This is a genomic window from Burkholderia stagnalis, from assembly GCF_039848545.1.
Taxonomy (GTDB): Bacteria; Pseudomonadota; Gammaproteobacteria; order Burkholderiales; family Burkholderiaceae; genus Burkholderia; species Burkholderia stagnalis.
Map to the genome: position 1 here is coordinate 1,411,639 of NZ_CP156686.1, position 25,055 is coordinate 1,436,693.

Here is a 25,055-nt window from a genome sequence, read left to right on the forward strand (position 1 = left end):
AAGAGCGAGGCGTCCGCCCGGACGCCGCGCCGTCAGCCGCCGCTCAGTCCTGCAGCGCGGCCCACATTTCCTTGTCGCGCTCGGCGGTCCAGATGCGCGGATGCGCGATCCCGCTCGCCTCGTCGAACGCGCGCGACACGTCGAACGGCAAGCAGTGCTCGTAGATGAACACGTGGCCGAACTTCGGGTCCATCGCCTCGCGCGTGAGCGCCATCGCGGCCTTCAGGTCGAGCTTGCGCTCGACCGCCTTGCGGCCCTGCGCGAGCAGCGTCGTGACGAAATCCTTCGTGTAGTCGAGGCCCTGGTTCACTTCGGCCGGGTTCAGCAGCGCGGGGCCGCGCCCCGGCACGAGCTTCTCGGCGCCGAGCGCGCGCAGCGCCTCGAGCGTGGCCGGCCACTGCTCGAGCTGCGCGTCGCCGCAATAGCACGCGGCGTCGTATTCGACGAGGTCGCCGGAGAACAGCACCTTCTGCGACGGCAGCCACACGACCGTGTCGCCCTTCGTGTGGCCCGAGCCGAGATGCATGATCTTCACTTCGAGCTTGCCGAGGAACAGCGTGATCTCGCGCTCGAACACGAGCGTCGGCCAGGTCAGGCCCGGCACCGTCTCGACGCCCGCGAACAGGCGCGGGAAGCGCTCGATCTCCGACTTCATGTCGGCCTCGCCGCGCTCGACGATCATCTCGTAGGTGCCGCGGCTCGCGATCACCTGCTGCGCACCTTCGGCGAAATACGCGGACGCGCCGAGCACGCGCACCGCGTGGTAGTGCGACAGCACGACGTGCTTGATCGGCTTGTCGGTGACGCCGCGGATCTTCGCGATCAGGTCCTGCGCCATCGCGGGCGTTGCGGTCGTGTCGACGATCAGCACGCTGTCGTCGCCGATGATCACGCCCGAGTTCGGGTCGCCTTCGGCGGTGTAGGCATATGCGTTTTCGGAGAGCCGGGTCCAGGTGACTTTCTTCTCTTCCAGGTCGGCTTGGGAGGCGAATGCTTTGGCCATGTTGCGTTCCGTGGCTGCGAGCCATGTGTTGAGGGGTTGAGCGGATCATCGTCTCGCCCGGATTATTTGTCAATGACAAATCAACTTGCTATTGTTGAATACGGGTAAACGTGCGGGGCGGCCCGATAAATGGCGTCGGATACCATGCGGGATGTTTCGAATTCAGGTGAACGCAGTGCAGAACGACGAAGATCGCGCGGATGACGCGCCGCAGAAGGCGCAGCGCGGCATCCAGAGCGTCGAGGTGGGCGGCCGGCTGCTCGACGCGCTCGCGCGGCGGCGCAAGCCGCTCGGGCTGTCCGAGCTGGCGGCGGCCGCGGAGCTGTCGAGCGCGCAGGCGCATACGTATCTCGTGAGCCTCACGCGCCTCGCGCTCGTGAAGCGCGACGCGATCACCGGCAATTACGAGCCGGGGCCGCTGTCGCTGCGGCTCGGCCTGATGTCGATCGAGCGGCAGCCGGCCTACCGGGCCGCGCTGCCGCACGCAGCGCGGCTCGCGGAAGGCGTCGGGCACAGCGTCGCGCTGTCGGTGCCGGGCGCAACGGGGCCGACGATCGTGCGCATCGAGCATGGCGGCTATCCGCTGCACGTGAACCTGCACGTCGGCTCGGTGATGTCGCTCGACACGACGGCAACCGGCCGCGTGTTCCGCGCGTTCGGCGATCCCGCGCAGCTCGCCGCGATGGCGGCCAGCCAGGCCGGTGCGGGCGATGCGCTCGCGGGCGCCGACGGCACGCGGCCGGCCCCGGATGCCGCGGCGCGGCAAGCTGAAATCGACGCGATCCGCTCGCGCGGCATCGAGCGCAGCGTCGACCTGCCGAGCCCTGGCGTCAGCGCGATGTGCGTGCCCGTGCTCGACGCCGACGGTCACCTGCAGCTCGCGTTGACAGTGATCGGTTCCACGGGATCGATCGACGTGACCTGGGACGGCCCGATCGCGACCGCCTTGCTCGACGCGGCGCGGCAGGCAACCGCGGCGCTCGGCGCGGAAGACGGCGCGCTGCCGCCCGCGCCGGTCACGGCGGCGTTGCACATGCCGCCCGCGCTGGCCGACGACGCGAAGGCGCAACGCGGCATCAATGCACTCGACAGCACCGGCGATCTGCTGCTCGCGCTCGTATCGGCGGGCCGCGCGCTGCCGCTGCGCGATCTCGCGACGGCGGCCGGAATGCCGGCCGCGAAGGCATTTCCGCATCTCGTGAGCCTGCTGAAGATCGGCCTGCTGAGCCGCGACGACACTGGCTGCTTCGGCGCCGGCCCGCTCAGCCAGGCGCTCGGCCTGATCGCGATGCAGCGCGTGTCGCCGGCGCGCGACGCCGAAGCCGAGATCGTCGCGCTCGCCGAGGCGACCGACATGAGCGTCGCGACGGCAACGCTCGGGCCGCTCGGGCCGACCGTGATCCGCTTCGAGGAATCGGCACGGCCGCAGCATGTGAGCCTGCGAATCGGCACGGTGATGTCGCTGGTCAACACGGCGATCGGCCGCACGTTCGCGGCCTGCGTGCCCGACGACGTGCTGGCCGACCTGCTCGCCGACGAGCCCGTGCGCCTCGCGGGGCGCGCGGCGCACGCCGACGATGGGTTCCGCGCGCAGCTCGCGCGGATTCGCGCGGACGGGCTCGACTTCGCGTTCGACGCGCCGGTGCCCGGCATTGCGACGGTCGCCGCGCCCGTGTTCGATCACACCGGCAGCATCCGGCTCGTGATCGCGATCATCGGCGCGTCGCGCGGCTTTCCGCGCGGGCCCGACAGCGACCTCGCGCAGGCGCTGCTCGCCGCGACGCGGCGGCTGTCGTGGCGCTTCGGGTGGCTCGGCGGGCAGTGACGGCCGCCGCCCCCTGCGCTCACCGGCGGCCCATTCCGTTCAGTTGATTTTTCCGGGTGCGAGACCGTGCTTCGTCACGGTCTCGTCGCGTTCGCGCGTCATACTGACGCCGACATGTTGCGCCGCGGCAACAAAATCGCCCAGTAATTACCATATTACAAAATGGCATTTCACAAGGCGGTGGCGCTTCTCTATCATTAGGGTTATCCCTAACTCGCCACCTGAATGGGGCAACGTCATGCAAACGTCCACCGTCTCCAACCGTTCCAACGCATCCGCTGGCTGGCTCACGCGCATGGGCGCGCTGCTCGCAGAAGCATGGGCACTGCACCTCGAGAACTGCGCGATCATCGCCGAGGCCCACGCACGCCTGCCGCGCTGAACGGAACGACACGACGCCGGCCGGCGGCCTGATCGCCGGCCTTGTCTTTCCGCCCGCCTGCGCTACGCGCCTCGCGCGGCCACCCATCCCCCCGCACGTTCACACCTGTATCGAAGGCACGTCCTTCATGCAGCGCAACGCGAACATCGACCGGCTGTGACGGATGCTCGAGATCTTGTACAGCTTCTCGCGCAGAAACCGTTCATACCCGGCCGTGCCGTCCACCGCGACCTTGATCCAATAGTCGTAATCCCCCGACACGAGATACGCCTCGAGCACCTCGGGCAGCGCCGCGAGTTCCGCGCCGAAGCGGGCCAGCGCATCGTCCTCATGGCGATCGAGCGTCACTTCGAGAATCACGATGTCCGCGTAGCCGAGCATGCGCTGGTTGATCAGCGCGACATAGCCATCGATGTAGCCGTCGAGTTCGAGTTGCCGCGTGCGGTTCCAGCAGGCGGTGGTCGACATGCCGATCTGCTCGGCCAGTTCGGCATTCGACAGGCGCGCATTTTTCTGCAGCGCACCAAGGATTTTGCGGTCCTGGTTGTCGAGGGTTTTCGGCGTGCGTTCGCGGGTAGCCATGACGTGAAGAATCTTCTACTGAAAATGCGCATTCTAGCTGAACGACATTCCTGATTCAGACCCGTTTCGCTGGAAAACAGGAAGCCTTTTAAGTTGGGGGCCTGATACATTTTCTCCATGCCTGTGGCCCGGCACGCTCCCCGCGACAACCCCTTCGCAATGGAGCGCACGCGCGCAATCACGAGTTGCGCTGCCGGGCACCCGGGCATTCGAAGACCGCCTTCCGCGCATCCACCCCACCGTGCGCGGCGCTGGCGCCCGCCTCCCTTACCGCGCTTTCCGTCATGTCGTTCCGGCTTTACCTGTCGTTTCTCGCCGCTTCCATCGTTCTCGTCTACGCCCCCGGCCCCGTCAACCTGCTCACGATGAACCACGCGCTGCGCGCCGGCTGGCGGCGCGCGCTGCCCTGCGTGTGGGGCGGCACGCTCGCCGTGCTGCTGCAGCTTGCGCTGACCGCGCTGTGCCTGAATTCGCTCGTGCATATCGACGAGCGCGCGCTCACCGTGCTGCGCTGGACCGGCGCCGCGTACCTGGTCTGGCTCGGCTGCAGGCAATGGCTCAACCGCGCGCCGGCGCAGACGCCGGCCGCCTCGTCCGATATCGCGCAGCCCGCATCCGGCGCCGGGCGCGAACTGTTCTGGCGCGGCGTCGCGACCTCGGGCCTGAATCCGAAGACGCTGCTGTTCTTCCCGTCGTTCTTTCCGCAATTCATCAGCGCGAACGCCGAATGGAGCCTGAACCTCCAGTACCTGCTGCTCGCCGCGACGTTCGCGCTGCTGTTCGCGGGCGGCGTCGCGTCGATGGCGCTGTTCTCGCACCGGCTGAGCCGCGCGATGCAGCGGCCCGCGCGGATGCGCGCGATGAACCGTGTGACGGGCGGCCTGCTGGTCGGGATGGGCGCGATCATGGTCGGCTGGAACTGAACCGCCCCGCGCGCCGCCCTCGCCCCAAACCCCTTCGCACGACATATCGAAGTCGATCGCACTAAAGAACGCCCGCGCGCTGCCGTTATTCCTGTGACGAAATTGCGGTGACGCGTGCGTTCCGCCTCCTCTCCGTCCCCACGCAGGAAGTTTTATGAGCTTGATTCCCCTGGGCCGGGTGAGCGTTGGCGCTCGTCTGGCTGCATTGTCGTGTGCGACAGTCGCACTGCTGTTCGCCGCCTTCGCGTGGACCCTCGCCCATCTCGCCGGCGAGCAGATCGCCGACCAGGCGCATGCGCGCATCGCGGAAAAGGAACGCTCGATCGGCGCGATGATCGAGCTGTTCGACAAGGCGCTGTCGGCCGAAGCGAACCGCGCGATGACGCTGTTCGCGAGTTTCCTGCCGGCCGATTTCGCGCTCGACCCGGCACGCACCTTCGACCTCGGCGGCGGCGTCATGGCGCCGACGCTGTCGGCGGGCGGCAAGCCGCTCGATCTCGACTTCTCGATTCCTGACCAGTTCCTGCACAAGAGCGGCGCGATCGCGACGATCTTCGCGCGCGACGGCGACGACTTCGTGCGCATCACCACGTCGCTGAAGAAGCAGGACGGCGCGCGCGCGATCGGCACGCGCCTCGACCGCGCGAGCCCCGCGTATGCGCCGCTGATCGCGGGCCGCAGCTACACGGGCCTCGCGAAGCTGTTCGGCAAGCCGTTCATCACCGAATACAAACCCGTCACCGATGCAAGCGGCCGCGTGATCGGCGCGCTGTTCGTCGGCCTCGACGTCGGCAGCGAGATCAGCCTCGTCGAGGCCGGCATCCGCGAGCTGAAGATCGGCGAGCATGGCTACTACTTCGTGATCGACGCATCGCCGGGCCCCGCGCGCGGCACCTTCGTCGTCCATCCGGACGCGGCCGGCAAGCGCGCCGACGGCGACGCGGCGCCCTACGCGCAGATGCTCGCGGCGGGCCGCGGCCAGCTCGCGTACACGTCGACCGACCCGGCCGCGCAGGATCGCGGCCCGAGCGCGAAATTCGTGTCGTTCTCGACGATCCCGCAATGGCAGTGGCTGGTGGGCGGCATCGCGATCGACGACGAGATGCTGGCCGACATGCGCGCCACCCGCAACCGCTTCCTGCTGATCGCCGCCGTGCTCGTGCTCGCGTTCGCCGCGGTGTTCGTGGTCGTGGTGCGGCGCGTCGTGAGCCGGCCGCTCGAAGCGGCCGCGCGGGCGTCCGAGCGCTTCGCCGCCGGCGACCTGAGCGCGCGCATCCGCGACGACGGCCACGCGCCGCGCGGCGCCGACGAGATCGGCCGCCTCGTGCAGGCCGTCGACGGCATCGGCGACGGCCTCGCGCGGATCGTCGCGCAGGTGCGGCGCGGCTCAGCCGAGATGGCGCAAGGCACCGTCGAGATCGCGGCCGGCAGCGGCGACATCGCCGCCCGCATCGCGACGCAGGCGAGCAGCGTCGAGCAAACGGCCGCGAGCATGGAGGAAATCACCGCCGCCGTGCAGCAGAACGCCGAGCATGCGGCGCAGGCGAACGCGCTGGTCGCGGGCGCGTCCGACGCCGCGACGGGCGGCGGCGAAGCCGTGCAGCGGGTGGTCGCGACGATGGGCGAGATCGAGCGCGCGACGCGCAAGATCGCGGAGATCACGGGCGTGATCGAAGGCATCGCGTTCCAGACCAACATCCTCGCGCTGAACGCGGCCGTCGAGGCCGCGCGCGCGGGCGAGCACGGCAAGGGCTTCGCGGTGGTCGCCGCCGAAGTGCGCGCGCTCGCGCAGCGCAGCGCGGCGGCGGTCAAGGAAATCGAGGCGCTGAGCAGCGAATCGGCGACGACCGTCGAGCAGGGTTACCGGATCGCCGAGGCCGCGCACGGCACGATGCGCGACATCGTCACGCGCGTCGACCAGGTGCGCACCATCATCGCCGAAATCAGCACGGCGTCGCGCGAGCAGTCGTCCGGCATCGAGCAGGTGAACCTCGCGGTCACGCAGATCGGCGAGGCGACGCAGCAGAACGCGGCGCTGATCGCGCAGGCCGAACACGCGGCCGTCACGCTGCGCGACCAGGCGGCCGAACTCGCCGAAGCCGTCAGCGTGTTCAAGCTCGGCCGCGGCGAATAGCGGCGCGGCGCCCACGCTTGACGCAAGCCGGCCGCCGCGCGGCCGGTACAATCGCGCGATGTCCGAATTGCTTGCCGAATTTGCCACCTACGGCGGCTTGTTCGCCGTGTCGCTGGTGGCCGCGACCCTGTTCCCGCTCCAGTCCGAAGCCGTGCTCGCCGGCCTGCTGATCGCCGGCCGCGAGCCGGCGTGGGCGCTCGTGCTCGTCGCGAGCATCGGCAACGTCGCCGGCTCGACGATCAACTGGGCGCTCGGCCGCGGGATCGAGCATTTCCGCGAGCGCCGCTGGTTTCCGGTGAAGCCGGCGGCGCTCGCGCGCGCCGGGCGCTGGTATGCGCGCTACGGCCACTGGTCGCTGCTGCTGAGCTGGGCGCCGGTGATCGGCGATCCGCTGACGATGATCGCCGGCGTGATGCGCGAGCCGCTGCCGCGCTTTCTCGCGATCGTCACGCTCGCGAAGGTCGGCCGCTACCTGGCGATCGTGTGGCTCGTGCCGCACTGAGCGCACGCGCCACACCGCGGACGGTCACTTCTTTCCGCTTCCCGCCAGATCGATCGCCTTGTCCGAGCCGACCGCGCTGCGCAGCTGGAATTTCTGGATCTTGCCGGTCGACGTCTTCGGCAGCTCGCCGAAGCGAACGGCCTTCGGCACCTTGAAGCCCGCGAGCAGCTGCCGGCAGTGCGCGACGATCTCCTCCTCGGTCGCGTCCATGCCCTCGCGCAGCTCGACGAACGCGCACGGCACCTCGCCCCACTTCGGGTCGGGCATCGCGACCACCGCTGCCACCGCCACCGCCGGATGCCGGTACAGCGCATCCTCGACCTCGATGCTCGAGATGTTCTCGCCGCCCGAGATGATGATGTCCTTCTTGCGGTCCTTGATGCGGATGTAGCCGTCCGGCGACAACACCGCGAGATCGCCCGTATGGAACCAGCCGCCATGGAACGCGTCGTCGGTCGCCTTCGGGTTCTTCAGGTAGCCCTTCATGCAGATGTTGCCGCGGAACATGATCTCGCCGAGCGTCTCGCCGTCGGCCGGCACCGGCGCCATCGTGTCCGGGTCGAGCACCGTCGCGCCCGCCTCGAGGTGGTAGCGCACGCCCTGCCGCGCGTTGAGCCGCGCGCGCTCGTCGTCGGACACCTCGCTCCAGTGCGACTGCTGCGCGCAGACCGTCGCCGGGCCGTAGACCTCGGTCAGCCCGTACACGTGCAGCAGGTCGAAGCCGATCTCCTTCATCTTCGCGATCACGGACGGCGCCGGCGCGGCGCCCGCGACCATCGCGTGCACGGTGTGGTCGATGCCTTCGCGCCATTCGGCCGGCGCGTTCGCGATCGCGCTCTGCACGATCGGCGCACCGCAATAGTGCGTGATGCGCTCCCGGCGGATCAGGTCGAACACGGTCTTCGCGTCGAACTTGCGCAGGCACACGTTCACGCCCGCGCGCGCCGCGATCGCCCACGGGAAGCACCAGCCGTTGCAGTGGAACAGCGGCAGCGTCCACAGGTAGACCGCGTGCTTCGGCATGTCCCATTCGAGGAGGTTGCTGATCGCGGCGAGGTACGCGCCGCGGTGGTGGTAGACCACGCCCTTCGGGTCGCCGGTCGTGCCGGACGTGTAGTTCAGCGCGATCGCGTCCCACTCGTCGGCGGGCGGCGTCCACGCGTAGTCGGGGTCGCCGCCGGCAACGAACGCCTCGTAGTCGGTCGCGCCCGCGAAGCGCGCGGGGTCGGCCGGCATCGCGTCGGCGACGCTGACGATCCGCAGCCCGGGGATCTCCAGCGCCGCGCGCTGCGCAAGGTCGGCATACTCGGTGTCGACGATCAGCACCTTCGCTTCGCCATGGCGCAGCATGAACAGCACCGACGGGATGTCGAGCCGCGTGTTGATCGTGTTCAGCACGGCGCCCGCCATCGGCACGCCGAAGTGCGCCTCGACCATCGGCGGGATGTTCGGCAGCAGCGCCGCGACCGTGTCGCCGCGGCCGACGCCGGCCTGCGCGAGCGCGCTCGCCAGCTGCTTCGAACGTGTGTAGGTCTCGCCCCAGGTGCGGCGCACGTCGCCGTGCACGATCGCCAGGCGGTCGCCGTACACCTCGGCCGAGCGCACGAGGAAGTCGATCGGCGTGAGCGGTACGTAGTTGGCATCGCGGCGCTCGAGGCCCGCTTCGAACATCTGCGTCATGGTGTTGTCTCCAGTCGGCGCCGGCCTGGCGCTCGCGCGTCGGTCAGGTCCCGTGCAAAGCCGAGGCGCTCGCGCCTCGAATCGTTTTGATGTGGTTCAATTCTAGGGGCTGTTTACATATGGCACGTGCATGCGAATGCCCGAAATCGCTCGCAGGCAAGAAGTGAGGAGCGCCGTTTGGCCGAGCCAGACAAGCGACGAGCGACGCCGCCATGCGGGCGATTTCGGGCATTCCCCTGGAATGGTTTTTCAATTTGGGTTGCCACGAGAACGGCCGCTCGCCGCGTTGCGCGCCTCGCGAGCGGCCGTTCTCGTGGCAACGCATGCACGTTCCATATGTAAACAGACCCTAGCCTAACGGGCGCTATTGTGGGCCGTCTGTCATCGAAACGACAGAGTCCGCCCGGCGCCCCGCGTGTTATCCCTATCCTCGCAAACCCGGACCCATGCACGACGACGTTCTCCCCCCTCGCGCCCCGTTCGACGCGCCCGCCGTGGATGCGCCGCCCGAGCCCGGCCCGCTGGCCGTGCTGTTCGGCCAGTGCGCGTGGTTCCGCACGCTCGCCCCCGAACACCAGGCGATGGTGCTCGCGCAGTCGCGCGTCGAATGCCGCGAGGCCGGCGACGTGATCGCGCAGCGGCTCGCGCCGTCCGAGTACTGGATCGGCGTGCATCGCGGGCTGCTGAAGCTCGCGATCTTCAATGCGTCCGGGCGCGGCTGCACGTTCTCCGGGGTGCCGTCCGGCGGCTGGTTCGGCGAAGGCAGTGTGATCAAGCGCGAGCCGCGCAAGTACGAGGTGGTCGCGATCCAGCGCTCGACCGTGCTGTTCGTGCCGGCCGACACGTTCCACGCGCTGCTCGACAGCAGCCTGCCGTTCACGCGCTTCGTGATCCATCAGCTGAACAACCGGATGGGCGAATTCATCGCGTCGATCCAGAACAGCCGGCTGCTCGACGTCGATGCGCGCGTCGCGCAGGCGCTCGCGCAGCTGTTCAACCCGGACCTGTACCCGGACACCGGCCCGGCGCTGGCGATTTCGCAGGAGGAACTGGGGATGCTGGTCGGCGTGTCGCGGCAGCGGATCAACCAGGCGCTGCAGCAGCTCGAGAAGCGCGGCGTGCTGCGGCTCGCGTACAACCAGATCGAGGTCGTCGATCTCGCGGCGCTCGCGCGGTTCGGGATGGAGCAGATCTGAGCGACGAGCGCCGCGGGGCGGGCCGCGAACGAGTCGCGGTTCACGTCTGATGAATGCGCGCGCAACCGGCCATCACGCCGGCGCCGCGCGAAACTGACAACCCCGCCAGTTTCGCGTCAGTGACCCGTTCAGCCTGCCCGCCTATCATTCGAGTGCCCGTTACCAACGTCTGATCGCCGCCTGCCTCGCTGCCTCCATGTGGATCGTCAATCTCGCGCTCAGGCGCCCCTACACGTTCATCGTGATGGCCATCATGATCGTGCTGGCCACCCCGCTCGCGCTGATGCGCACTCCCGTCGACGTGCTGCCGTCGATCGACATCCCCGTAATCAGCGTGATCTGGAATTACAACGGGCTGTCGGCGAAGGAGATGACCAACCGCATCACCGCGGTGCATGAGCGGGTGCTGACGACCACCGTCAACAACATCCAGCACATCGAATCGACGACGCTGCCCGGCACGGCCGTCGTCAAGGTGTTCCTGCAGCCGGGCGCGAACGTGCAGACCGCGATCGCGCAGACGGTATCGTCCGCGCAGGCGATCGTCCGGCAGATGCCGCAGGGCGCGACGCCGCCGCTCGTGATCACCTATTCCGCGTCGAGCATCCCGGTGATCCAGCTCGGGCTGTCGAGCAAGACGCTCAGCGAGCAGTCGCTCGCCGACATCGCGCTGAACTTCCTGCGCCCGCAGCTGATCACGATCCCCGGCGCGCAGGTGCCGTTCCCGTACGGCGGGCGCACGCGCGTCGTCGCGGTCGACATCGATTCGAAGGCGCTGATGTCGAAGGGGCTCACGCCCGCCGACGTCGTCAACGCGGTCAATGCGCAGAACCTCGTGCTGCCCACCGGCACCGCGAAGATGGGCCAGACCGAGTACCGGATCGACACCAACGCGTCGGCCGACACCATCGCCGACATCGGCCATATCCCGCTGCAGACCGTGAACGGCGCGACCACCTACCTCGGCGAAGTCGCGGCCGTGCGCGACGGCTTCTCGCCGCAGACCAACGTGGTGCGCCAGAACGGCCAGCGCGGCGTGCTGGTGTCGATCCTGAAGAGCGGCGACGCATCGACGCTGAAGGTCGTGTCGGACCTGAAAGCGCTGCTGCCGAAGGTCGAGCCGACGCTGCCCGAAGGCCTGACGATCACGCCGCTGTTCGACCAGTCGGTGTTCGTCGACGCCGCCGTGCAGGGCGTGATCCACGAGGCGCTGATCGCCGCCGTGCTGACCGCGCTGATGATCCTGCTGTTCCTCGGCAACTGGCGCAGCACGCTGATCATCGCGATCTCGATCCCGCTGTCGATCTTCACGTCGCTGATCGCGCTCGCCGCGCTCGGCGAAACCATCAACATCATGACGCTCGGCGGCCTTGCGCTCGCGGTCGGCATCCTGGTGGACGATGCAACCGTGACGATCGAGAACATCGAGCGTCACCTGCATCTCGGCACCGGCCTGCACGACGCGATCCTCGACGGCGCGGGCGAGATCGCGGTGCCGGCGTTCGTGTCGACGCTGTGCATCTGCATCGTGTTCGTGCCGATGTTCTTCCTCACCGGCGTCGCGCGCTACCTGTTCGTGCCGCTCGCGGAAGCCGTGGTGTTCGCGATGCTCGCGTCGTACGTGTTGTCGCGCACGCTCGTGCCGACGCTCGCGATGCTGCTGTTCCGCCCGCAGCAGGCGAGCACCGGGCCCGGCCGTTCGACGTCGCGTTTCGCGCGCATCCATCACCGCTTCAATCACGCGTTCGAGCGGCTGCGCGCGTCGTACATCGTGCTGCTCAGCATGCTGCTGGTGCGCCGCCGCTTCTACGCGATGTGCTTCCTCGGCTTCTGCGTGCTGTCGACGGGCCTCGTGTTCGCGCTCGGCCGCGACTTCTTCCCGAACGCCGATTCCGGCAACATCCGGCTGCACATGCGCGCGCCGACCGGCTACCGGATCGAGGAAACCGCGCGCCTCGCCGACCAGGTCGAACGCGTGGTGCGCGAGGTCGTGCCGCCCGACGAGCTCGGCGCGATCGTCGACAACCTCGGGCAGCCGATCAGCGGCATCAACCTGTCATACAGCAACGCGGGCACGATCGGCTCGCTCGACGGCGAGATTCTGATCGCGCTGAAGCCCGGCCACGCGGCAACGCAGCACTACGTCGAGCGGCTGCGCGCGCTGCTGCCCGAACGCTTCCCGGGCGCCGAGTTCTTCTTCCAGCCGTCGGACATCATCACGCAGATCCTGAACTTCGGGCAGCCGGCCGCGATCGACGTGCAGGTGCTCGGCAACGATCTCGCGAGTAACATGGCTATCGCAAGCCGCCTGATGAAACAGGTCAGGCAAATCCCCGGCGCGGTCGACGCGCACGTGCTGCAGCGCAACGACCAGCCGACCCTGGTGGCCGACATGGACCGCACGCGCATGCAGCAGCTGAACCTCTCCGCGCAGAACGTCGCGCAGAACATGCTGATCTCGCTGTCGGGCAGCGGGCAGACCACGCCATCGTTCTGGGTCAACCCGAAGTCGGGCGTGCAGTACCCGCTCGCGATCCAGACCCCGCAGTACGACATCGGCTCGGTGGGCGACCTGCTGGGCACGCCCGTATCCGCCGGGCGCACCGGCGCGCCGCTGCAACTGCTCGGCAACCTCGTGCAGGTGCGCACCACGAGCGAGCCGGCGGTGATCACGCATTACAACATCCGCCCGGCGATCGACCTGTACGTGAGCGTCGAGGGCCGTGACCTCGGCTCGGTGGCGAGCGAGATCGACCGCATCGTGTCCGACGCGCGCGCGACGCTGCCGCGCGGCACCGAGCTGACGATGCGCGGCCAGATCGAGACGATGCGCACGTCATACATCGGCCTCGGCGCGGGCGTCGCGATGGCGATCGTGCTCGTCTACCTGCTGATCGTCGTGAACTTCCAGTCGTGGCTCGACCCGCTGATCATCATCAGCGCGATGCCGGCCGCGCTCGCCGGCATCGCGTGGATGCTGTTCGTCACCGGCACCCACCTGAGCGTGCCCGCGCTGACGGGCGCGGTGATGACGGTGGGCGTCGCGACCGCGAACAGCATTCTCGTCGTGTCGTTCGCGCGCCAGCGGCTCGCGGCCGGCGCGCCGCCGCTCACCGCTGCGCTCGAGGCCGGCGCGACCCGCATCCGCCCGGTGCTGATGACCGCGCTCGCGATGATCATCGGCATGGTGCCGATGGCGCTCGGCCTCGGCGAAGGCGCCGAGCAGAACGCGCCGCTCGGCCGCGCGGTGATCGGCGGGCTGCTGTTCGCGACCGTCTCGACGCTGCTGTTCGTTCCGCTCGTGTTCGCCGGCGTGCATGCGCGGCTCGCGCGGCGGCGGGCGAGCTAGGGTCTGTTCGCGCTAATAACGGGCTTGCGCCGGCCGCCAGAAGGGCCGAGCGCAAGGAATGGGACGCAGCGAATGCCGGGCGTATTCGCAAGGAGCATGACGCGGCGATCGGCCCTTCTGGCGGCCAGCCCCTGGAATGAATTTTTTTAGTTACGGGAACGTGCCTTGCCGGCCGTATTGCGGCGTCGCGCGTCGCTTGTTTGGCTCGGCCAAACGGCGCTCCTTGCTCCTTGCACTACGGCCGGCAAGGCACGTTCGCAAGCCCGTTATTAGCGCGAACAGACCCTAGGCCGGACACTGATTCCCGCATCGCATACTGACCGGTTGATTACATGGAAGAGAAACATCACAGCGCCGTCGGCATCCAGGTAGACGAACACGGGCTCGACCTGCCCGCGCGGGCCGGCGTGTGGCGGCGCGCGCGGATCATCGTGATCGTCGTCGGCGTGCTGCTGGCGGCCGGCGCGGCGCGTACGATCGTCAGCAACGTCACGAACCGCAACCGGCTCGACGCGCTTACCGCACAGAACGCGCGCCAGTACGTGAACGTCGTGCATCCGGCCGACGCCGCGTCCGGCGGCCGGCTGTCGCTGCCGGGCACGCTGCGCGGCTATGTCGAGGCGCCGATCTACGCGCGCGCGAGCGGCTACGTGCTGCGCTGGCAGGCCGATATCGGCGCGCACGTGAAGCAGGGGCAGCTGCTCGCCGAGCTCGACACGCCGGAGCTGAACCAGGAGCTCGCGCAGGCCACCGCGCAGCGCCAGCAGGCGCAGGCCGCGCTCGCGCTCGCGAAGACGTCGTTCGAGCGCGCGCAGCAGCTGCGCCAGCGCGACGCCGTTTCGCAGCAGGAGCTCGACGACCGCCAGGGCGCGTACAAACAGGGCACTGCCAACCTCGCGGCGGCCGACGCGAACATGCGCCGGCTCACCGAGCTGAAGGGCTTCCAGCGCATCGTCGCGCCGATCGACGGGATCGTCACGCAGCGCAACGTGGACGTCGGCGATCTCGTCAGTTCCGGCAACGCGGGCCGCGCGCTGTTCACCGTCGTGCAGGCCGACCGGCTGCGCCTGTACGTGCAGGTGCCGCAAGCGTATGCGCAGCAGGTGAAGACCGGCCAGCACGTGAGCGTCGCGCAGGCCGAGCTGCCGGGGCAGACGTTCGACGGCACGATCACGCGCACGTCCGAGGCGATCGACGTCGCGACCCGCTCGCTGCAGATCGAGATCACGCTGCCGAACCCCGACGGCCGGCTGCTGCCCGGCGCCTACGTGCAGGCGACGCTGCCGATGGCACCTGCCGGCCGCCTGTCGATCCCCGCCAACACGCTGCTGTTCCGCGCGGAAGGGCCGACGGTCGCGACCGTCGACGCGCACGGCCAGATCCGCCTGAAACCGGTGACGGTGCTGCGCACCGTCGGGCAGACGCTCGAGATCGACGGCGGCATCACGCCCGACGATCGCCTCGTCGTGAACCCGAGCGACGCGCTCGCGAACGGCGACCAGGTCGTCATCGCCAAGCAGCCGCCGCAACCCGCGTCCGGCGCCGCGCCAGGAGCGAAGACGTGACGCGCGCCCGCCTCCCTCGGCGGCCGGTCGCGCTGGCCGCGGCGCTCGCCACCCTCGCCACCCTCGCCGCCCTCGCCGGCTGCGCGGTCGGCCCCGACTACCGGCGGCCCGACGTCGACACGCCCGCCGCGTGGCGGCTCGACCCGGCCGACGCGTACTGGCACCCGGCCGCGCCCGCGCATGCGCCGCTCGATCCTGCGTGGTGGCGCGCGTTCGGCGATCCGCAGCTCGACGCGCTCGAAGCCGACGCGCTGCGCAACAACCAGAGCCTGAAGGCGATCGCGGCGCGCTACGACCAGGCGAAGGCGACGCTCGCGTCGGTCGCGTCCGCGCAATACCCGGCCGTGAACCTGAACGCGAGCGGACAGCGCTTCAAGATCTCCGCCGACCGGCCGCAGACGAACTACGCGGTAAGGAGTTCGTCGACGGTGCAGAACGACATCCAGGTCGGCGCCAGCGCCAGCTACGAACTCGACCTGTTCGGCCGCGTGCGGCGCAGCGTCGAATCCGCGCAGGCCGGCACCGAGCAGGCGCGCGACGATTTCGCGAACGCGCGCCTCGTGCTGACCGCTGATCTCGCGTCGAGCTACTTCGCGCTGCGCGAGCTCGATGCGGAGATCGACGTCGTCAGGCGCTCGATCGACCTGCAGCAGAAGGCGCTCGATTACGTCACCGCACGCCACGACCTCGGCGCGGTGTCGGGCCTCGATCTGCTGCAGCAGCGCGCGCAGCTCGACGCCACGCGCACCCAGGCGCAGTTGCTGCTCCAGCAGCGTGCGCAGGTGGAGACGGCGATCGCGACGCTGGTCGGCACGCCCGCGCCGGCCTTCTCGCTGCCGCCGCGCGTGGTGCCGATCAACGCGCCCGCGCTGCCGACCGGCATGCCGAGCGACCTGCTGCAGCGCCGCCCCGACGTCGCGTCGGCCGAGCGCGCGATGGCCGCCGCGAATGCGCAGATCGGCGTCGCGCGCGCCGCGTATTTCCCCCGCGTCACGCTGACGCCCGGCATCGGCTGGGACGCGGCCCGCTTCTCGGGGCTGTTCACCGTGCCGGCGCTGCTGTGGTCGGTGGGCGCGTCGCTCAGCCAGCCGCTGTTCGAGGGCGGCCGGCTGAAGGCCGGCGTCGATTTCGCGCAGGCCGGCTACGTTGCCGCGCAGGCGAATTACCGGCAGGCCGTGCTCACCGCGTTCCAGGAGGTGCAAAATGCGGTCACCGGCCTGTCGGTGCTCGACGAGGCGGCGCGGCAGGCGGCGGCCGCGGTCGACGACGCGCGCAAGCTGGTGTCGCTCGCGCAGGACCGCTACGCGGGCGGGCTGACGCCGTTCATCGACGTGTTGACCGCGCAGCAGCAACTGCTGACGAGCGAGCGGCAGGCCGTGCAGATCCAGGGCCAGCGCGCGGCGCTCGTGGTGTTCCTCGCGAAGGCGCTCGGCGGCGGCTGGGCGGACGGCGAGCCGGCGAACCCCGCACCGCCCGCCGTCACGGCGGCGGCCCCCTGACCCGACAACGGAACCCGACATGAAAGTGCTGATCGTCGACGACGAACTGAAGGTCGTCGAATACCTGAAGAGCGGCCTGACCGAGGAAGGCTGGGTGGTCGACACCGCGCTCGACGGCGAGGACGGCGCGTGGAAAGCCGTCGAATTCGACTACGACGTGGTGGTGCTCGACGTGATGCTGCCGAAGCTCGACGGCTTTGGCGTGCTGCGCGCATTGCGCGCGCAGAAGCAGACGCCGGTGATCATGCTGACCGCGCGCGACCGCGTGGACGATCGCGTGCGCGGGCTGCGCGGCGGCGCCGACGACTACCTGACCAAGCCGTTCTCGTTCCTCGAGCTGATCGAGCGGCTGCGCGCGCTGACGCGCCGCGCGCGCGTGCAGGAATCGACGCTGATCTCGATCGGCGACCTGCGGGTCGACCTGATCGGCCGCCGCGCGACGCGCGACGGCACGCGCCTCGACCTGACCGCGCAGGAATTCCAGCTGCTCGGCGTGCTCGCGCGGCGCAGCGGCGAGGTGCTGTCGAAGACAACGATCGCCGAGCTCGTGTGGGACGTGAACTTCGACAGCAACGCGAACGTCGTCGAGACCGCGATCAAGCGGCTGCGCGCGAAGCTCGACGGCCCGTTCGCCGACAAGCTGCTGCACACGATCCGCGGGATGGGCTACGTGCTCGAGGAGCGCGAGGCGCGCGACGACGCCGACGGCGAGAGGCGCCTATGAAACGCTCGATCGCCCTGCGCCTGTCCGCGATGTTCGGCATCGTGTCGTTCCTCGTGTTTACGCTGGTCGGCGTCGGCCTGTTCGTGATGATGGAGCGGCAACTGTTCGCCGAGCTGCGCGCGACGCTCGACACGCGTGCGAAGGTGGTCGAGATGATCGTGTCGCACGCGACCACGGCCGCGCGCTGGCACATCACGCAGGAGAAGCTCGCCGATCTCGAGCCGCCGGACGGCTCGACGCATTACCAGGTCGACAGCGCGAACCCGGCGTTCCGCTTCGGCCGCCCGCCGAACGGCACGCCGCACGGTGCGCCGTTCGGCGCGTTCCAGCGCTACCGGCTCAACGACAGCAGCTACGACGTGATGACCAAGACCGTCACGGTGGCCGGCAGCGGCGAACGCCCCGAGCTGAAGCTGATCGTCGCGACGTCGTGCGAGCGCACGCAGCGGATGCTGCGCCGCTTCGGCTGGACGCTCGCCGCGCTGATCGCGCTCGCCACCGGCATCACGCTGCTGCTGGGCCGCGCGGTCGCGCGCTTCGGGCTCGCGCCGCTCGACCGGATGTCGCAGGACGCGGCGGCGATCGGCTCCGCGAACCGGCAGCAGCGGCTGCAGACCGACGCGCTCCCGGCCGAATTGCGCGATCTCGCCGCGTCGTTCAACGGCGCGCTCGAACGCATCCAGCAGGCCTACGAGCGGCTCGAGGCGTTCAACGCCGACGTCGCGCACGAGCTGCGCACGCCGGTGAGCATCCTGATCGGCCAGACCCAGGTCGCGCTGACGAGCCGCGACCGCTCGGTCGAGCGGATGCGCCAGACGCTGCAGTCGAACCTCGAGGAATTCGAACGGCTGCGCGTGATCGTCAACGACATGCTGTTCCTGTCGCGCAGCGATCGCGGCGAGCGCGCGAGCGACCTGAAGGACGTGTCGCTCGCCGGCGAGGTGCGGCGCATGCTCGATTTCCTGGAGATCCCGCTCGACGAGGCGCAATTGCGCGCCGAGCTGCATGGCGACGCGCGCGCGAGCGTCGATCCGTCGCTGTTCCGCCGCGCGATGACGAACCTGCTGATCAATGCGATCCAGCACTCGGCGCCCGGCGCGATGCTGCAGGTGACGATTACGCGGCGCGACACGCTCGTCGAGGTGTCGGTCGCGAACCCCGGCGCGCCGATCGACGTCGCGCAGCGCGCGCACATGTTCGAACGCTTCTACCGGCTCGAGGAGGCACGCGCGAACAGCACGGAAAACCACGGGCTCGGGCTGTCGATCGTCAAGGCGGTCGCGGAAATGCATGGCGGCAGCGTGTTCGTCGCGTGCGCGGGCGGCCTCAACACGTTCGGGTTCTCGGTCGCGGCGCCGGCCGCCGAGCCGGCGCGGGCGGCCGACGCAGCGCCGGTTTCCGCTCCGGCAACGGCTCCCGCGCCGCGCGCGCTGCACTGACGCCCTTCGGCGGCCCGCGCCGCCAAGGGCAGTTTTCTTCAATACACCCCCGCCCCACGCCTTTAGCCTCGATGCGACTCTCAATCCGCATGGAGGCACCGAATAATGAGCATTCTGGTTTCAATGGCGGCGTTCGCGCTCGCGTCGTCGATCACGCCCGGCCCGGTCAACATCGTCGCGCTCAGCGCCGGCGCGCGCTACGGCCTCGGCGCGAGCCTCCGGTACGCGGCCGGCGCGACGCTCGGCTTCGTCGCGCTGTTCCTGCTGATCGGGCTCGGCCTGCACGCGGCGCTCGTGCGCTGGCCGGTGCTGACGGCCGCGACGCAATGGGCGGGCATCGCGTTCCTGCTGTACATGGCGCTGCGCCTCGCGCTCGACAGCGGCCAGCTGTCGCCCGATGCGCGGGTCGCGGGCCCGTCGGCGGCTGCCGGCGCGGCGATGCAATGGCTGAACCCGAAGGCATGGCTCGCGTGCGTGGCCGCGATGGGCGCGTACGCGGCCGACGGCGACCGTGCGCTGGTCTGGCAATTCGCCGCGCTGTACCTGGTGATCTGTTTCGCGTCGATCGCGTGCTGGTCGTACGCGGGCGCGTCGCTGCGGCACCGGCTCGCGAACGCGCGCCGGATGCGTGCGTTCAACCGGCTGATGGCGCTGCTGCTGGCCGGCAGCGCGCTTTTTCTGCTCGACGCTTAGCGCCGGTCCGGCAGACGGCGTGCCGCGCGGTGCCCGAATCCCCGCGCGGCTGAAAGAGGTTGCCAACCGACTGGGCATAGTATTTATTGTATGCAGATACGAAATAGTCTGACATTGGCATCGGCGGCCTCGAATCAAGATGAACGCCAAACCGGCTCGACCGAAAATGGACGAATCAGATCAATAGCACGCCAGACCCGCTTTTCCGAGCGAATAGGGCCACGCGTCGGCAAGTGTCTCTTGCGCGTGAATGGTTCCTTGACGCAGTTCCGTGTATCGCGCGGCCAGACCGCATTGCTTCCGCGACGCACGGGATTGCGCGGCAATCGTGACGACGCGAGTTCGACCGCAACCGGAGATTGTCATTCATGTACTTCGATATGTTCCCGATTTTCTACGTTGCCGATCTGAAGCGTTCGTTGAAGTTCTATACCGAGTTGCTCGAATTTAAGGAAGCCTACAGGTTCCCGGAAGAGGAAGGCGCGGATCCCGAGTATGTGACCCTCGAGCTTGCCGGTAAACGACTGGGCCTCTGGACCTTCGTGGCCGCAGGTTACTTCCAGCAGCGCATGCTGCCGCCGCCGGCGGGCCCGAAGGGCGAATTGTGCCTGTACGTGGAAGACACCGAAGCCGCAATCGAAAAGCTGCGGCGTGCCGGCGTCAGGATCGTCAAAGAGGTCCAGCCGCAGCCGTGGGGAAAGGTGATGTCCGTCGTCGAAGACCCCGACGGAAACCCGCTGCACATCACGACCCCTGCCAACCGGCCGAATGCGCATGCGCGCCGTTGAATTCGATCCGCGGGTATTCGAGCACAATGATGCCGCATTCATTGCGGATCCCTATCCGTTTTATGCCTACATGCGGCAGCACATGCGCCGCTATCGCGCCGACCACCTCTTCGGCGGCGCATGGCTCATGTTCGCCTACCGCGACGCTTGCGAATTGCTGCGCGACCCGCGCTTGTCCGCGTCCCGCGCGCGATTGCCCGTGGCTGGACTGCCGGAAGCGGCGCGGCACGAGTTCGAGGACATGTTCTCCGTCTTCGACGACTGGATCGCGTTCAATGAGTTTCATCGTCATATGCAAATGCGTCGGCAGGCCCATAAGGCGATGGGACGACTCATGCCCGAGCAACTTCGGCCCGCTGTGCGCCGCATCGTCGACGGGTTGCTGCGCGAGCGCAATGAGCAGGATCGAATCGATGTCGTGACGGAGCTGGCCGCCCCACTGCCTGCCCTCGTTCTGGCCGAGTTGCTTGGCGTGCCGCGCGCCGACGCCATTCAGTTGAAGTCATGGTCGGACGACATCGCACGTCTTTACGGGTCGACCAATCTGCCGCTGGACGAGATGCGTCGTATCAGGCGCAGCGCGCTGGCCCTGCTGTCCTATCTCGACGACCGCGCCGTGCACGGCACCGGCGGCTCGGTACTGGACGACCTGATGGCCGTCGAGGTCGACGGCTACCGGCCTGGACGTCGCGAGGCCGTGGCACAGGCCGTCATGCTCCTGTTCGCGGCAATCGAACCCACTGCCTACCTAGTCGGCAATGCCGTCGCCGCGCTGCAGCACTTCCCGGATCAGTTGCCCCTCCTTCACCGGAACCCGGATCTCGTGGGCGCGCTTGTCGAGGAAACGCTTCGCTACGACACACCGGTTCAATTCGTCGGCCGGCTTGTCAGAGAGGACTTCGTCTGGGATAGCTGCCGAATGCGCGAAGGACAGGCCGTGTTGTGCTACGTGGCTTCAGCGCACCGCGATTCCGCACACTATCGCAACCCCGATCGATTCGACCTGATGCGCGGCGATGCCCGCCATCTTGCCTTCGGCCACGGCACTCACTATTGCCTTGGCGACCCTGCGGTCCGCGTCATCGCCGGAGAAGCGCTCAGCGCAATCCTTCGGCATTTTCCATCGCTGACCCGCGACACTAACGCACCGACGGTATTCAACAGCAATCTCGGCTTTCGAGGACGCACCTCCCTCACCGTTGTGGGCGCGAGTTGACGAAGCACTGGCAGTCGAGCGCAATCCATACCGAAGGAACAGGTTCGGCGCAGCCGCATGTCCCGACGCAATCACGGCATAGCGATCACTGCGCGCGACCCGCCGCGCCGCGATATTGCCCCGGCGTCGCGGCCGCGATCCGCCGGAACGCGCGCTGGAAATGCGCCTGATCGGCGAAGCCCGCATCGAGCGCGACGTCCGCGATCGGCCGCCCGCGGCGCAGCTCGGCGCGGCCGTACTGCACGCGGCGGTCGATCAGGAACGCATGCGGCGTCATCCCGTAGCGCGCGTTGAAGGCGCGGATCAAGTACGACGGCGACAAGTCGGCCGCCGCGCAGATCGCGTCGAGCGTGACCGCCTGACGGCAGTGCGCGGCGATGTAGTCGGCCGCGCGCGCGAGCTTCGCATTGTCGGCCGCGCACCGCGCGCGCGGCGCGGCCGGATCGAGCGCGTCGTGCAGATGCGTGAAGAAGTCGACCGCCGCGCTCTCCTTGCCGAGCGGCTCGCCGCCGCGCGCGACCAGTGTGCGGTAGAAGCCGCCAAACTGCGCGAACAGGTCGCGCCGATCCGTCAACGTCTGCGAAAAGCCGTGAAAATCCGCGTTCGGGCTGCGGCCGAGCGTGTGCTGCAGCCGCACGAGCCACGCCACGTCGACATACACCATCCGGTAGGCCCACGCATCGGGCCCGTACGGGTTGCACGCGTGCACCTGCGCGGGGTCGATGATCACGAGCGCGCCCTGCCCGATCCGCTGCTGCGTCGCGCCGTTCAGGTAGGTGCTGGTGCCGCCGACCACCGCGCCGAGCGAGAACGTGTCGTGCGTATGCTTCGCGTAGCAGATCGTGCGCCCGTCGTCGACGGTGCGCGCCTCGATGAACGGCAGCGCGGCGTCGCGCCAGAACGGCGACGGCATGGCGGGTTTGACGGAACGGCTCACGCGACGGGCTCCCGGGGGGAAATGCGGCAAACGCATACCGTACAAGAGCGCGTGGCCCGAAGCAACTGAACTGAACTAAGCTGAGCTGCCGCGCTGGCGATTCGCGCGGATTCGCCTAAGCTTGGAATTCCGGCCGCCGCGTCCGTCCGGCGGCTCCCGTCCAACCACCGCTGCTCACACGTATGCACATCGATCTGAATGGGAAGACCGCGGTCGTGACCGCCTCCACCGCCGGCATCGGGCTGGCGATCGCCGAAGGGCTCGCGCGCGCCGGCGCGCGCATCGTCGTCAACGGACGCAGCGAAGCGTCGGTGCAGTCCGCGCTCGCGCACCTGCGCACCGCCGCGCCGGACGCGGCCGTCGAGGGCATCGCCGCGGACCTGTCGGACGCCGACGGCGTGGCCCGCATCACGCGCGCGGCGCCGCAGGCCGACATCCTCGTCAACAACGCGGGCGTCTATGGGCTGAAGCAGTTCTTCGACATCGACGATGCCGAATGGGCGCATTACTTCCAGATGAACGTGATGTCCGGCGTGCGGCTCTCGCGGCATTACATGCGGGGCATGCTCGAACGCAACTGGGGGCGCGTCGTGTTCATCTCGTCGGAATCGGGCCTGAACATTCCGGTCGACATGATCCATTACGGCTTCACGAAAACCGCGCAGCTGTCGATCGCGCGCGGGCTCGCGAAGCTCGCGGCCGGCAGCCGGGTGACCGTCAATTCGGTGCTGCCGGGGCCGACGCTGTCGGAGGGCGTGCGCACGCTGCTGAAGAAAAGCGCCGACGAATCCGGCCGCAGCATCGACGAGGTCGCGGTGGATTTCGTGCGCACCCATCGCGCGAGCTCGATCATCCAGCGGCCGGCGACGCCGGCGGAGGTGGCGAACCTGGTGGTGTATGTGTGCTCACCGCAGGCATCCGCGACGACGGGCGCCGCGTTGCGCGTGGACGGCGGCGTGGTCGATACGATCGCCTAGCGGCGACGGCGCGGCGCGCTATCGCTTGCCGACCTTCTGCGTCTGCAGCAGCCCCTTGCGGTCCGCGTCGATGCAGGTCTCGAAGCCGTGGCGCGTGACGGCGCCCGCCGGGTCGAACACGACGAAGTACGGCCGATGCTGGTCGCCGTGGTCGAGCTGGTAGTTGTAGCAGACACCGCTGCCGTTGCGGACCATCCATACGCTGCGCGGGTTGCCGCCCGCGCGGACGATGTCGGCGCGCGTCGCGCCGCGCGCGGCGGCCGCCTTCGGCACCGACAGGCGCGAATACGAAAAGGGCATCATCCAGTCGAACCACGCGCAACCGCTCATCATCAGGCAGCTCGCCGCCAGGGACAGCGCCGCCGCGGGCCGGGACATCGGGATCAATCGCATGCTGGGGTAGATCTGCTGCGCCGGGCAGCCGCGTTGAAAAGCCCCCATGCTACTCGACCTCCGGGGCCGGATCGAAAAGATTTGTAGAGCGCCGTGCAAGAATCCACGTCCATTCAGGCTTCCCGCTTGTGAAAAACGTGAAGAAACCTTTCGGGAACCCCTTGGGCGCGGCCGCCGTCATGCGACCCACTCGGTCCACAGCATCGTCAGCACCGTCATCAGCGCGGGGCCGATGAACAGCCCGAGCAGGCCGAACGTCTCGGCGCCGCCGAGGATGCCGAACAGCACGAGCAGGAACGGCAGCCGCGCGGCGCTGCCGATCAGCACTGGCCGCACGAAGTGCTCGGCGACGAACACGACGACGAAGCCGGTCACGGCGACCGCCACCGCCCACGCGGTCGCGCCCTGCACGAACAGCCACAGCGCCGCGCCGCAGAACACGATCGGCGCGCAGAACGGCAGCATCGCGGCGATCGCCGTGACGAGCCCGAGCAGCGCCGCGTGCGGCACACCCGCGAGCACATAGGCGACGCCGAGCAGCGCGCCTTCGCCGAGCCCGACGACGACGAGGCCCGTCACCGTGCCGTGCACGGCGGCCGCCATCCGCTCGATCAGCTGCGCGCCGTTGCGGCCGAACGCCCGCTGCGCGCCTTGCAGCAATGCCCCTGACAGCTTGTGGCCCGCGCGCAGGATCACGAACAGTGTGACCAGCATGAAGCCGAATTCGAGCACCGCACGCGCGAGCTTCGAGCCGAACTGCCGCCCGAACGCGAGGAAGGTTTCGCCGTTGACGCCCTTCATCGCGGCCGACGCATGCAGCGGATGGCCGAGATGCGCCTGCCACCATGCGCTGGCCTGCGCCGCGCCGAACGGCAGCCGGCCGACGACGTCGGGCACCGGAATGCCGTTGTCCTGGATCGTGCGCAGCCACTCGCGCAGGTCGTGCGCCTGCCCGATCGCCTGGATCAGCGCGATCGCGACCGGCAGCACGACGAGCAGCGACACCGCGGCCGTCATCACCGTCGCGACGACGGTCGGCCGCTCGCGGAACAGCCGGTGCGACTCGAAGCGCTTCAGCAGCGGCCATAGCGCGATCGCGATCACGCAGGCCCACGCAATCGCCGGGATGAACGCGCGGATCACCCACAGCGCGAGCGCCAGCAGCCCGGCATACAACAGCGCGCGAGCGATCTGCTGCGCGCTCGGCCGCATGGTGGAATCGGATGACGGCGGAACGTTTGCACCCAT

Annotated in this window: 21 protein-coding genes; 15 read left to right on the forward strand and 6 right to left on the reverse strand. The window is 68.9% G+C overall.

Going from position 1 to position 25,055, the window contains the following annotated elements:
• Positions 1-43 precede the first annotated feature (43 nt).
• A complete protein-coding gene (locus ABFO07_RS23030; protein ID WP_059566667.1) occupies positions 44-1,003 on the reverse strand; it encodes an MBL fold metallo-hydrolase in 960 nt (319 codons plus the stop codon).
• Positions 1,004-1,178: 175 nt separating this feature from the next.
• Here ABFO07_RS23030 and ABFO07_RS23035 point away from each other — a divergent pair, with 175 nt between their 5' ends.
• Both ABFO07_RS23035 and ABFO07_RS23040 read left to right on the forward strand, forming a co-directional pair.
• On the forward strand, positions 1,179-2,828 hold the full coding sequence (locus tag ABFO07_RS23035) for an IclR family transcriptional regulator (protein ID WP_347469626.1): 1,650 nt from the start codon (positions 1,179-1,181) through the stop codon (positions 2,826-2,828).
• 238 nt (positions 2,829-3,066) lie between these two features.
• Complete coding sequence (locus ABFO07_RS23040) at positions 3,067-3,210, forward strand: hypothetical protein (RefSeq protein WP_167361402.1); 144 nt, start codon at positions 3,067-3,069, stop codon at positions 3,208-3,210.
• A 99-nt stretch (positions 3,211-3,309) separates the two neighbouring features.
• On the opposite strand, the gene ABFO07_RS23045 is transcribed toward ABFO07_RS23040, so the two are convergent.
• The gene (locus tag ABFO07_RS23045) at positions 3,310-3,792 is read right to left on the reverse strand and encodes an Lrp/AsnC family transcriptional regulator (RefSeq protein ID WP_017329575.1); all 483 of its coding nucleotides are present in this window, start codon (positions 3,790-3,792) and stop codon (positions 3,310-3,312) included.
• Between the two features lie 284 nt (positions 3,793-4,076).
• Between ABFO07_RS23045 and ABFO07_RS23050 the strand changes: the two genes are divergently transcribed.
• From ABFO07_RS23050 to ABFO07_RS23060, 3 genes are all read left to right on the forward strand, one after another.
• Complete coding sequence (locus ABFO07_RS23050) at positions 4,077-4,715, forward strand: LysE family translocator (protein ID WP_059883653.1); 639 nt, start codon at positions 4,077-4,079, stop codon at positions 4,713-4,715.
• Positions 4,716-4,869: 154 nt separating this feature from the next.
• Positions 4,870-6,849 (forward strand): methyl-accepting chemotaxis protein, encoded by a 1,980-nt coding sequence (locus tag ABFO07_RS23055; RefSeq protein WP_059566664.1) that lies wholly within the window; start codon positions 4,870-4,872, stop codon positions 6,847-6,849.
• A gap of 58 nt (positions 6,850-6,907) precedes the next feature.
• Positions 6,908-7,351: a YqaA family protein gene (locus tag ABFO07_RS23060; RefSeq protein ID WP_059566663.1), complete on the forward strand. Its 444-nt coding sequence runs from the start codon at positions 6,908-6,910 to the stop codon at positions 7,349-7,351.
• A 24-nt stretch (positions 7,352-7,375) separates the two neighbouring features.
• Here the strand turns inward: ABFO07_RS23060 and ABFO07_RS23065 are convergent, their stop codons facing one another.
• Positions 7,376-9,031: an acyl-CoA synthetase gene (locus tag ABFO07_RS23065; RefSeq protein WP_059566662.1), complete on the reverse strand. Its 1,656-nt coding sequence runs from the start codon at positions 9,029-9,031 to the stop codon at positions 7,376-7,378.
• Between the two features lie 446 nt (positions 9,032-9,477).
• Between ABFO07_RS23065 and ABFO07_RS23070 the strand changes: the two genes are divergently transcribed.
• The 9 genes from ABFO07_RS23070 (at position 9,478) to ABFO07_RS23110 (ending at position 21,500) form a co-directional block, all read left to right on the forward strand.
• Entirely contained in the window at positions 9,478-10,227 is a 750-nt protein-coding gene (locus tag ABFO07_RS23070) for a Crp/Fnr family transcriptional regulator (RefSeq protein WP_059566661.1), read from the forward strand.
• Positions 10,228-10,423: 196 nt separating this feature from the next.
• Positions 10,424-13,576, forward strand: coding sequence for an efflux RND transporter permease subunit (locus ABFO07_RS23075; protein ID WP_059807821.1), 3,153 nt, complete (start codon positions 10,424-10,426; stop codon positions 13,574-13,576).
• A 332-nt stretch (positions 13,577-13,908) separates the two neighbouring features.
• Positions 13,909-15,141 carry an efflux RND transporter periplasmic adaptor subunit gene (locus tag ABFO07_RS23080; RefSeq protein WP_347469627.1) on the forward strand — a complete coding sequence of 411 codons (1,233 nt, stop codon included), beginning with the start codon at positions 13,909-13,911 and terminating at the stop codon, positions 15,139-15,141.
• Positions 15,138-16,640, forward strand: coding sequence for an efflux transporter outer membrane subunit (locus tag ABFO07_RS23085; RefSeq protein ID WP_347469628.1), 1,503 nt, complete (start codon positions 15,138-15,140; stop codon positions 16,638-16,640). The genes ABFO07_RS23080 and ABFO07_RS23085 overlap by 4 nt, the downstream gene beginning before the upstream one ends.
• Before the next feature lie 19 nt (positions 16,641-16,659).
• Entirely contained in the window at positions 16,660-17,364 is a 705-nt protein-coding gene (locus ABFO07_RS23090; protein WP_059566657.1) for a heavy metal response regulator transcription factor, read from the forward strand.
• Complete coding sequence (locus ABFO07_RS23095) at positions 17,361-18,803, forward strand: heavy metal sensor histidine kinase (RefSeq protein WP_059566656.1); 1,443 nt, start codon at positions 17,361-17,363, stop codon at positions 18,801-18,803. The genes ABFO07_RS23090 and ABFO07_RS23095 overlap by 4 nt, the downstream gene beginning before the upstream one ends.
• A 105-nt stretch (positions 18,804-18,908) precedes the next feature.
• On the forward strand, positions 18,909-19,496 hold the full coding sequence (locus tag ABFO07_RS23100) for a LysE family translocator (RefSeq protein WP_124490555.1): 588 nt from the start codon (positions 18,909-18,911) through the stop codon (positions 19,494-19,496).
• Between the two features lie 368 nt (positions 19,497-19,864).
• Positions 19,865-20,284 (forward strand): VOC family protein, encoded by a 420-nt coding sequence (locus ABFO07_RS23105; protein ID WP_059566654.1) that lies wholly within the window; start codon positions 19,865-19,867, stop codon positions 20,282-20,284.
• Positions 20,271-21,500 carry a cytochrome P450 gene (locus ABFO07_RS23110; protein WP_185633571.1) on the forward strand — a complete coding sequence of 410 codons (1,230 nt, stop codon included), beginning with the start codon at positions 20,271-20,273 and terminating at the stop codon, positions 21,498-21,500. The genes ABFO07_RS23105 and ABFO07_RS23110 overlap by 14 nt, the downstream gene beginning before the upstream one ends.
• An 85-nt stretch (positions 21,501-21,585) precedes the next feature.
• Here ABFO07_RS23110 and ABFO07_RS23115 read toward each other — a convergent pair whose 3' ends face one another.
• Positions 21,586-22,413, reverse strand: a complete 828-nt coding sequence (locus ABFO07_RS23115) for an AraC family transcriptional regulator (protein ID WP_430733081.1) — start codon at positions 22,411-22,413, stop codon at positions 21,586-21,588.
• 206 nt (positions 22,414-22,619) lie between these two features.
• Here ABFO07_RS23115 and ABFO07_RS23120 point away from each other — a divergent pair, with 206 nt between their 5' ends.
• Entirely contained in the window at positions 22,620-23,414 is a 795-nt protein-coding gene (locus ABFO07_RS23120) for an SDR family NAD(P)-dependent oxidoreductase (protein WP_059807838.1), read from the forward strand.
• An 18-nt stretch (positions 23,415-23,432) separates the two neighbouring features.
• On the opposite strand, the gene ABFO07_RS23125 is transcribed toward ABFO07_RS23120, so the two are convergent.
• Together ABFO07_RS23125 and ABFO07_RS23130 are read right to left on the reverse strand one after the other, a co-directional pair.
• The gene (locus tag ABFO07_RS23125) at positions 23,433-23,807 is read right to left on the reverse strand and encodes a hypothetical protein (protein WP_322231982.1); all 375 of its coding nucleotides are present in this window, start codon (positions 23,805-23,807) and stop codon (positions 23,433-23,435) included.
• Positions 23,808-23,984: 177 nt separating this feature from the next.
• A complete protein-coding gene (locus ABFO07_RS23130; protein ID WP_322231930.1) occupies positions 23,985-25,055 on the reverse strand; it encodes an AI-2E family transporter in 1,071 nt (356 codons plus the stop codon).

Excerpts from the sequence above, each read along its gene's own strand:
- ABFO07_RS23110 (WP_185633571.1), top strand. The coding sequence starts at position 20,271 with ATGCGCGCCGTTGAATTCGATCCGCGGGTATTCGAGCACAATGATGCC.
- ABFO07_RS23115 (WP_430733081.1), bottom strand. The coding sequence starts at position 22,413 with ATGCCGTCGCCGTTCTGGCGCGACGCCGCGCTGCCGTTCATCGAGGCG.
- ABFO07_RS23065 (WP_059566662.1), bottom strand. The coding sequence starts at position 9,031 with ATGACGCAGATGTTCGAAGCGGGCCTCGAGCGCCGCGATGCCAACTAC.
- ABFO07_RS23070 (WP_059566661.1), top strand. The coding sequence starts at position 9,478 with ATGCACGACGACGTTCTCCCCCCTCGCGCCCCGTTCGACGCGCCCGCC.
- ABFO07_RS23060 (WP_059566663.1), top strand. The coding sequence starts at position 6,908 with ATGTCCGAATTGCTTGCCGAATTTGCCACCTACGGCGGCTTGTTCGCC.
- ABFO07_RS23095 (WP_059566656.1), top strand. The coding sequence starts at position 17,361 with ATGAAACGCTCGATCGCCCTGCGCCTGTCCGCGATGTTCGGCATCGTG.
- ABFO07_RS23125 (WP_322231982.1), bottom strand. The coding sequence starts at position 23,807 with ATGCGATTGATCCCGATGTCCCGGCCCGCGGCGGCGCTGTCCCTGGCG.
- ABFO07_RS23080 (WP_347469627.1), top strand. The coding sequence starts at position 13,909 with ATGGAAGAGAAACATCACAGCGCCGTCGGCATCCAGGTAGACGAACAC.
- ABFO07_RS23130 (WP_322231930.1), bottom strand. The coding sequence starts at position 25,055 with ATGGGTGCAAACGTTCCGCCGTCATCCGATTCCACCATGCGGCCGAGC.
- ABFO07_RS23105 (WP_059566654.1), top strand. The coding sequence starts at position 19,865 with ATGTACTTCGATATGTTCCCGATTTTCTACGTTGCCGATCTGAAGCGT.
- ABFO07_RS23045 (WP_017329575.1), bottom strand. The coding sequence starts at position 3,792 with ATGGCTACCCGCGAACGCACGCCGAAAACCCTCGACAACCAGGACCGC.
- ABFO07_RS23040 (WP_167361402.1), top strand. The coding sequence starts at position 3,067 with ATGCAAACGTCCACCGTCTCCAACCGTTCCAACGCATCCGCTGGCTGG.
- ABFO07_RS23090 (WP_059566657.1), top strand. The coding sequence starts at position 16,660 with ATGAAAGTGCTGATCGTCGACGACGAACTGAAGGTCGTCGAATACCTG.
- ABFO07_RS23030 (WP_059566667.1), bottom strand. The coding sequence starts at position 1,003 with ATGGCCAAAGCATTCGCCTCCCAAGCCGACCTGGAAGAGAAGAAAGTC.
- ABFO07_RS23055 (WP_059566664.1), top strand. The coding sequence starts at position 4,870 with ATGAGCTTGATTCCCCTGGGCCGGGTGAGCGTTGGCGCTCGTCTGGCT.
- ABFO07_RS23120 (WP_059807838.1), top strand. The coding sequence starts at position 22,620 with ATGCACATCGATCTGAATGGGAAGACCGCGGTCGTGACCGCCTCCACC.
- ABFO07_RS23075 (WP_059807821.1), top strand. The coding sequence starts at position 10,424 with ATGTGGATCGTCAATCTCGCGCTCAGGCGCCCCTACACGTTCATCGTG.
- ABFO07_RS23050 (WP_059883653.1), top strand. The coding sequence starts at position 4,077 with ATGTCGTTCCGGCTTTACCTGTCGTTTCTCGCCGCTTCCATCGTTCTC.
- ABFO07_RS23100 (WP_124490555.1), top strand. The coding sequence starts at position 18,909 with ATGAGCATTCTGGTTTCAATGGCGGCGTTCGCGCTCGCGTCGTCGATC.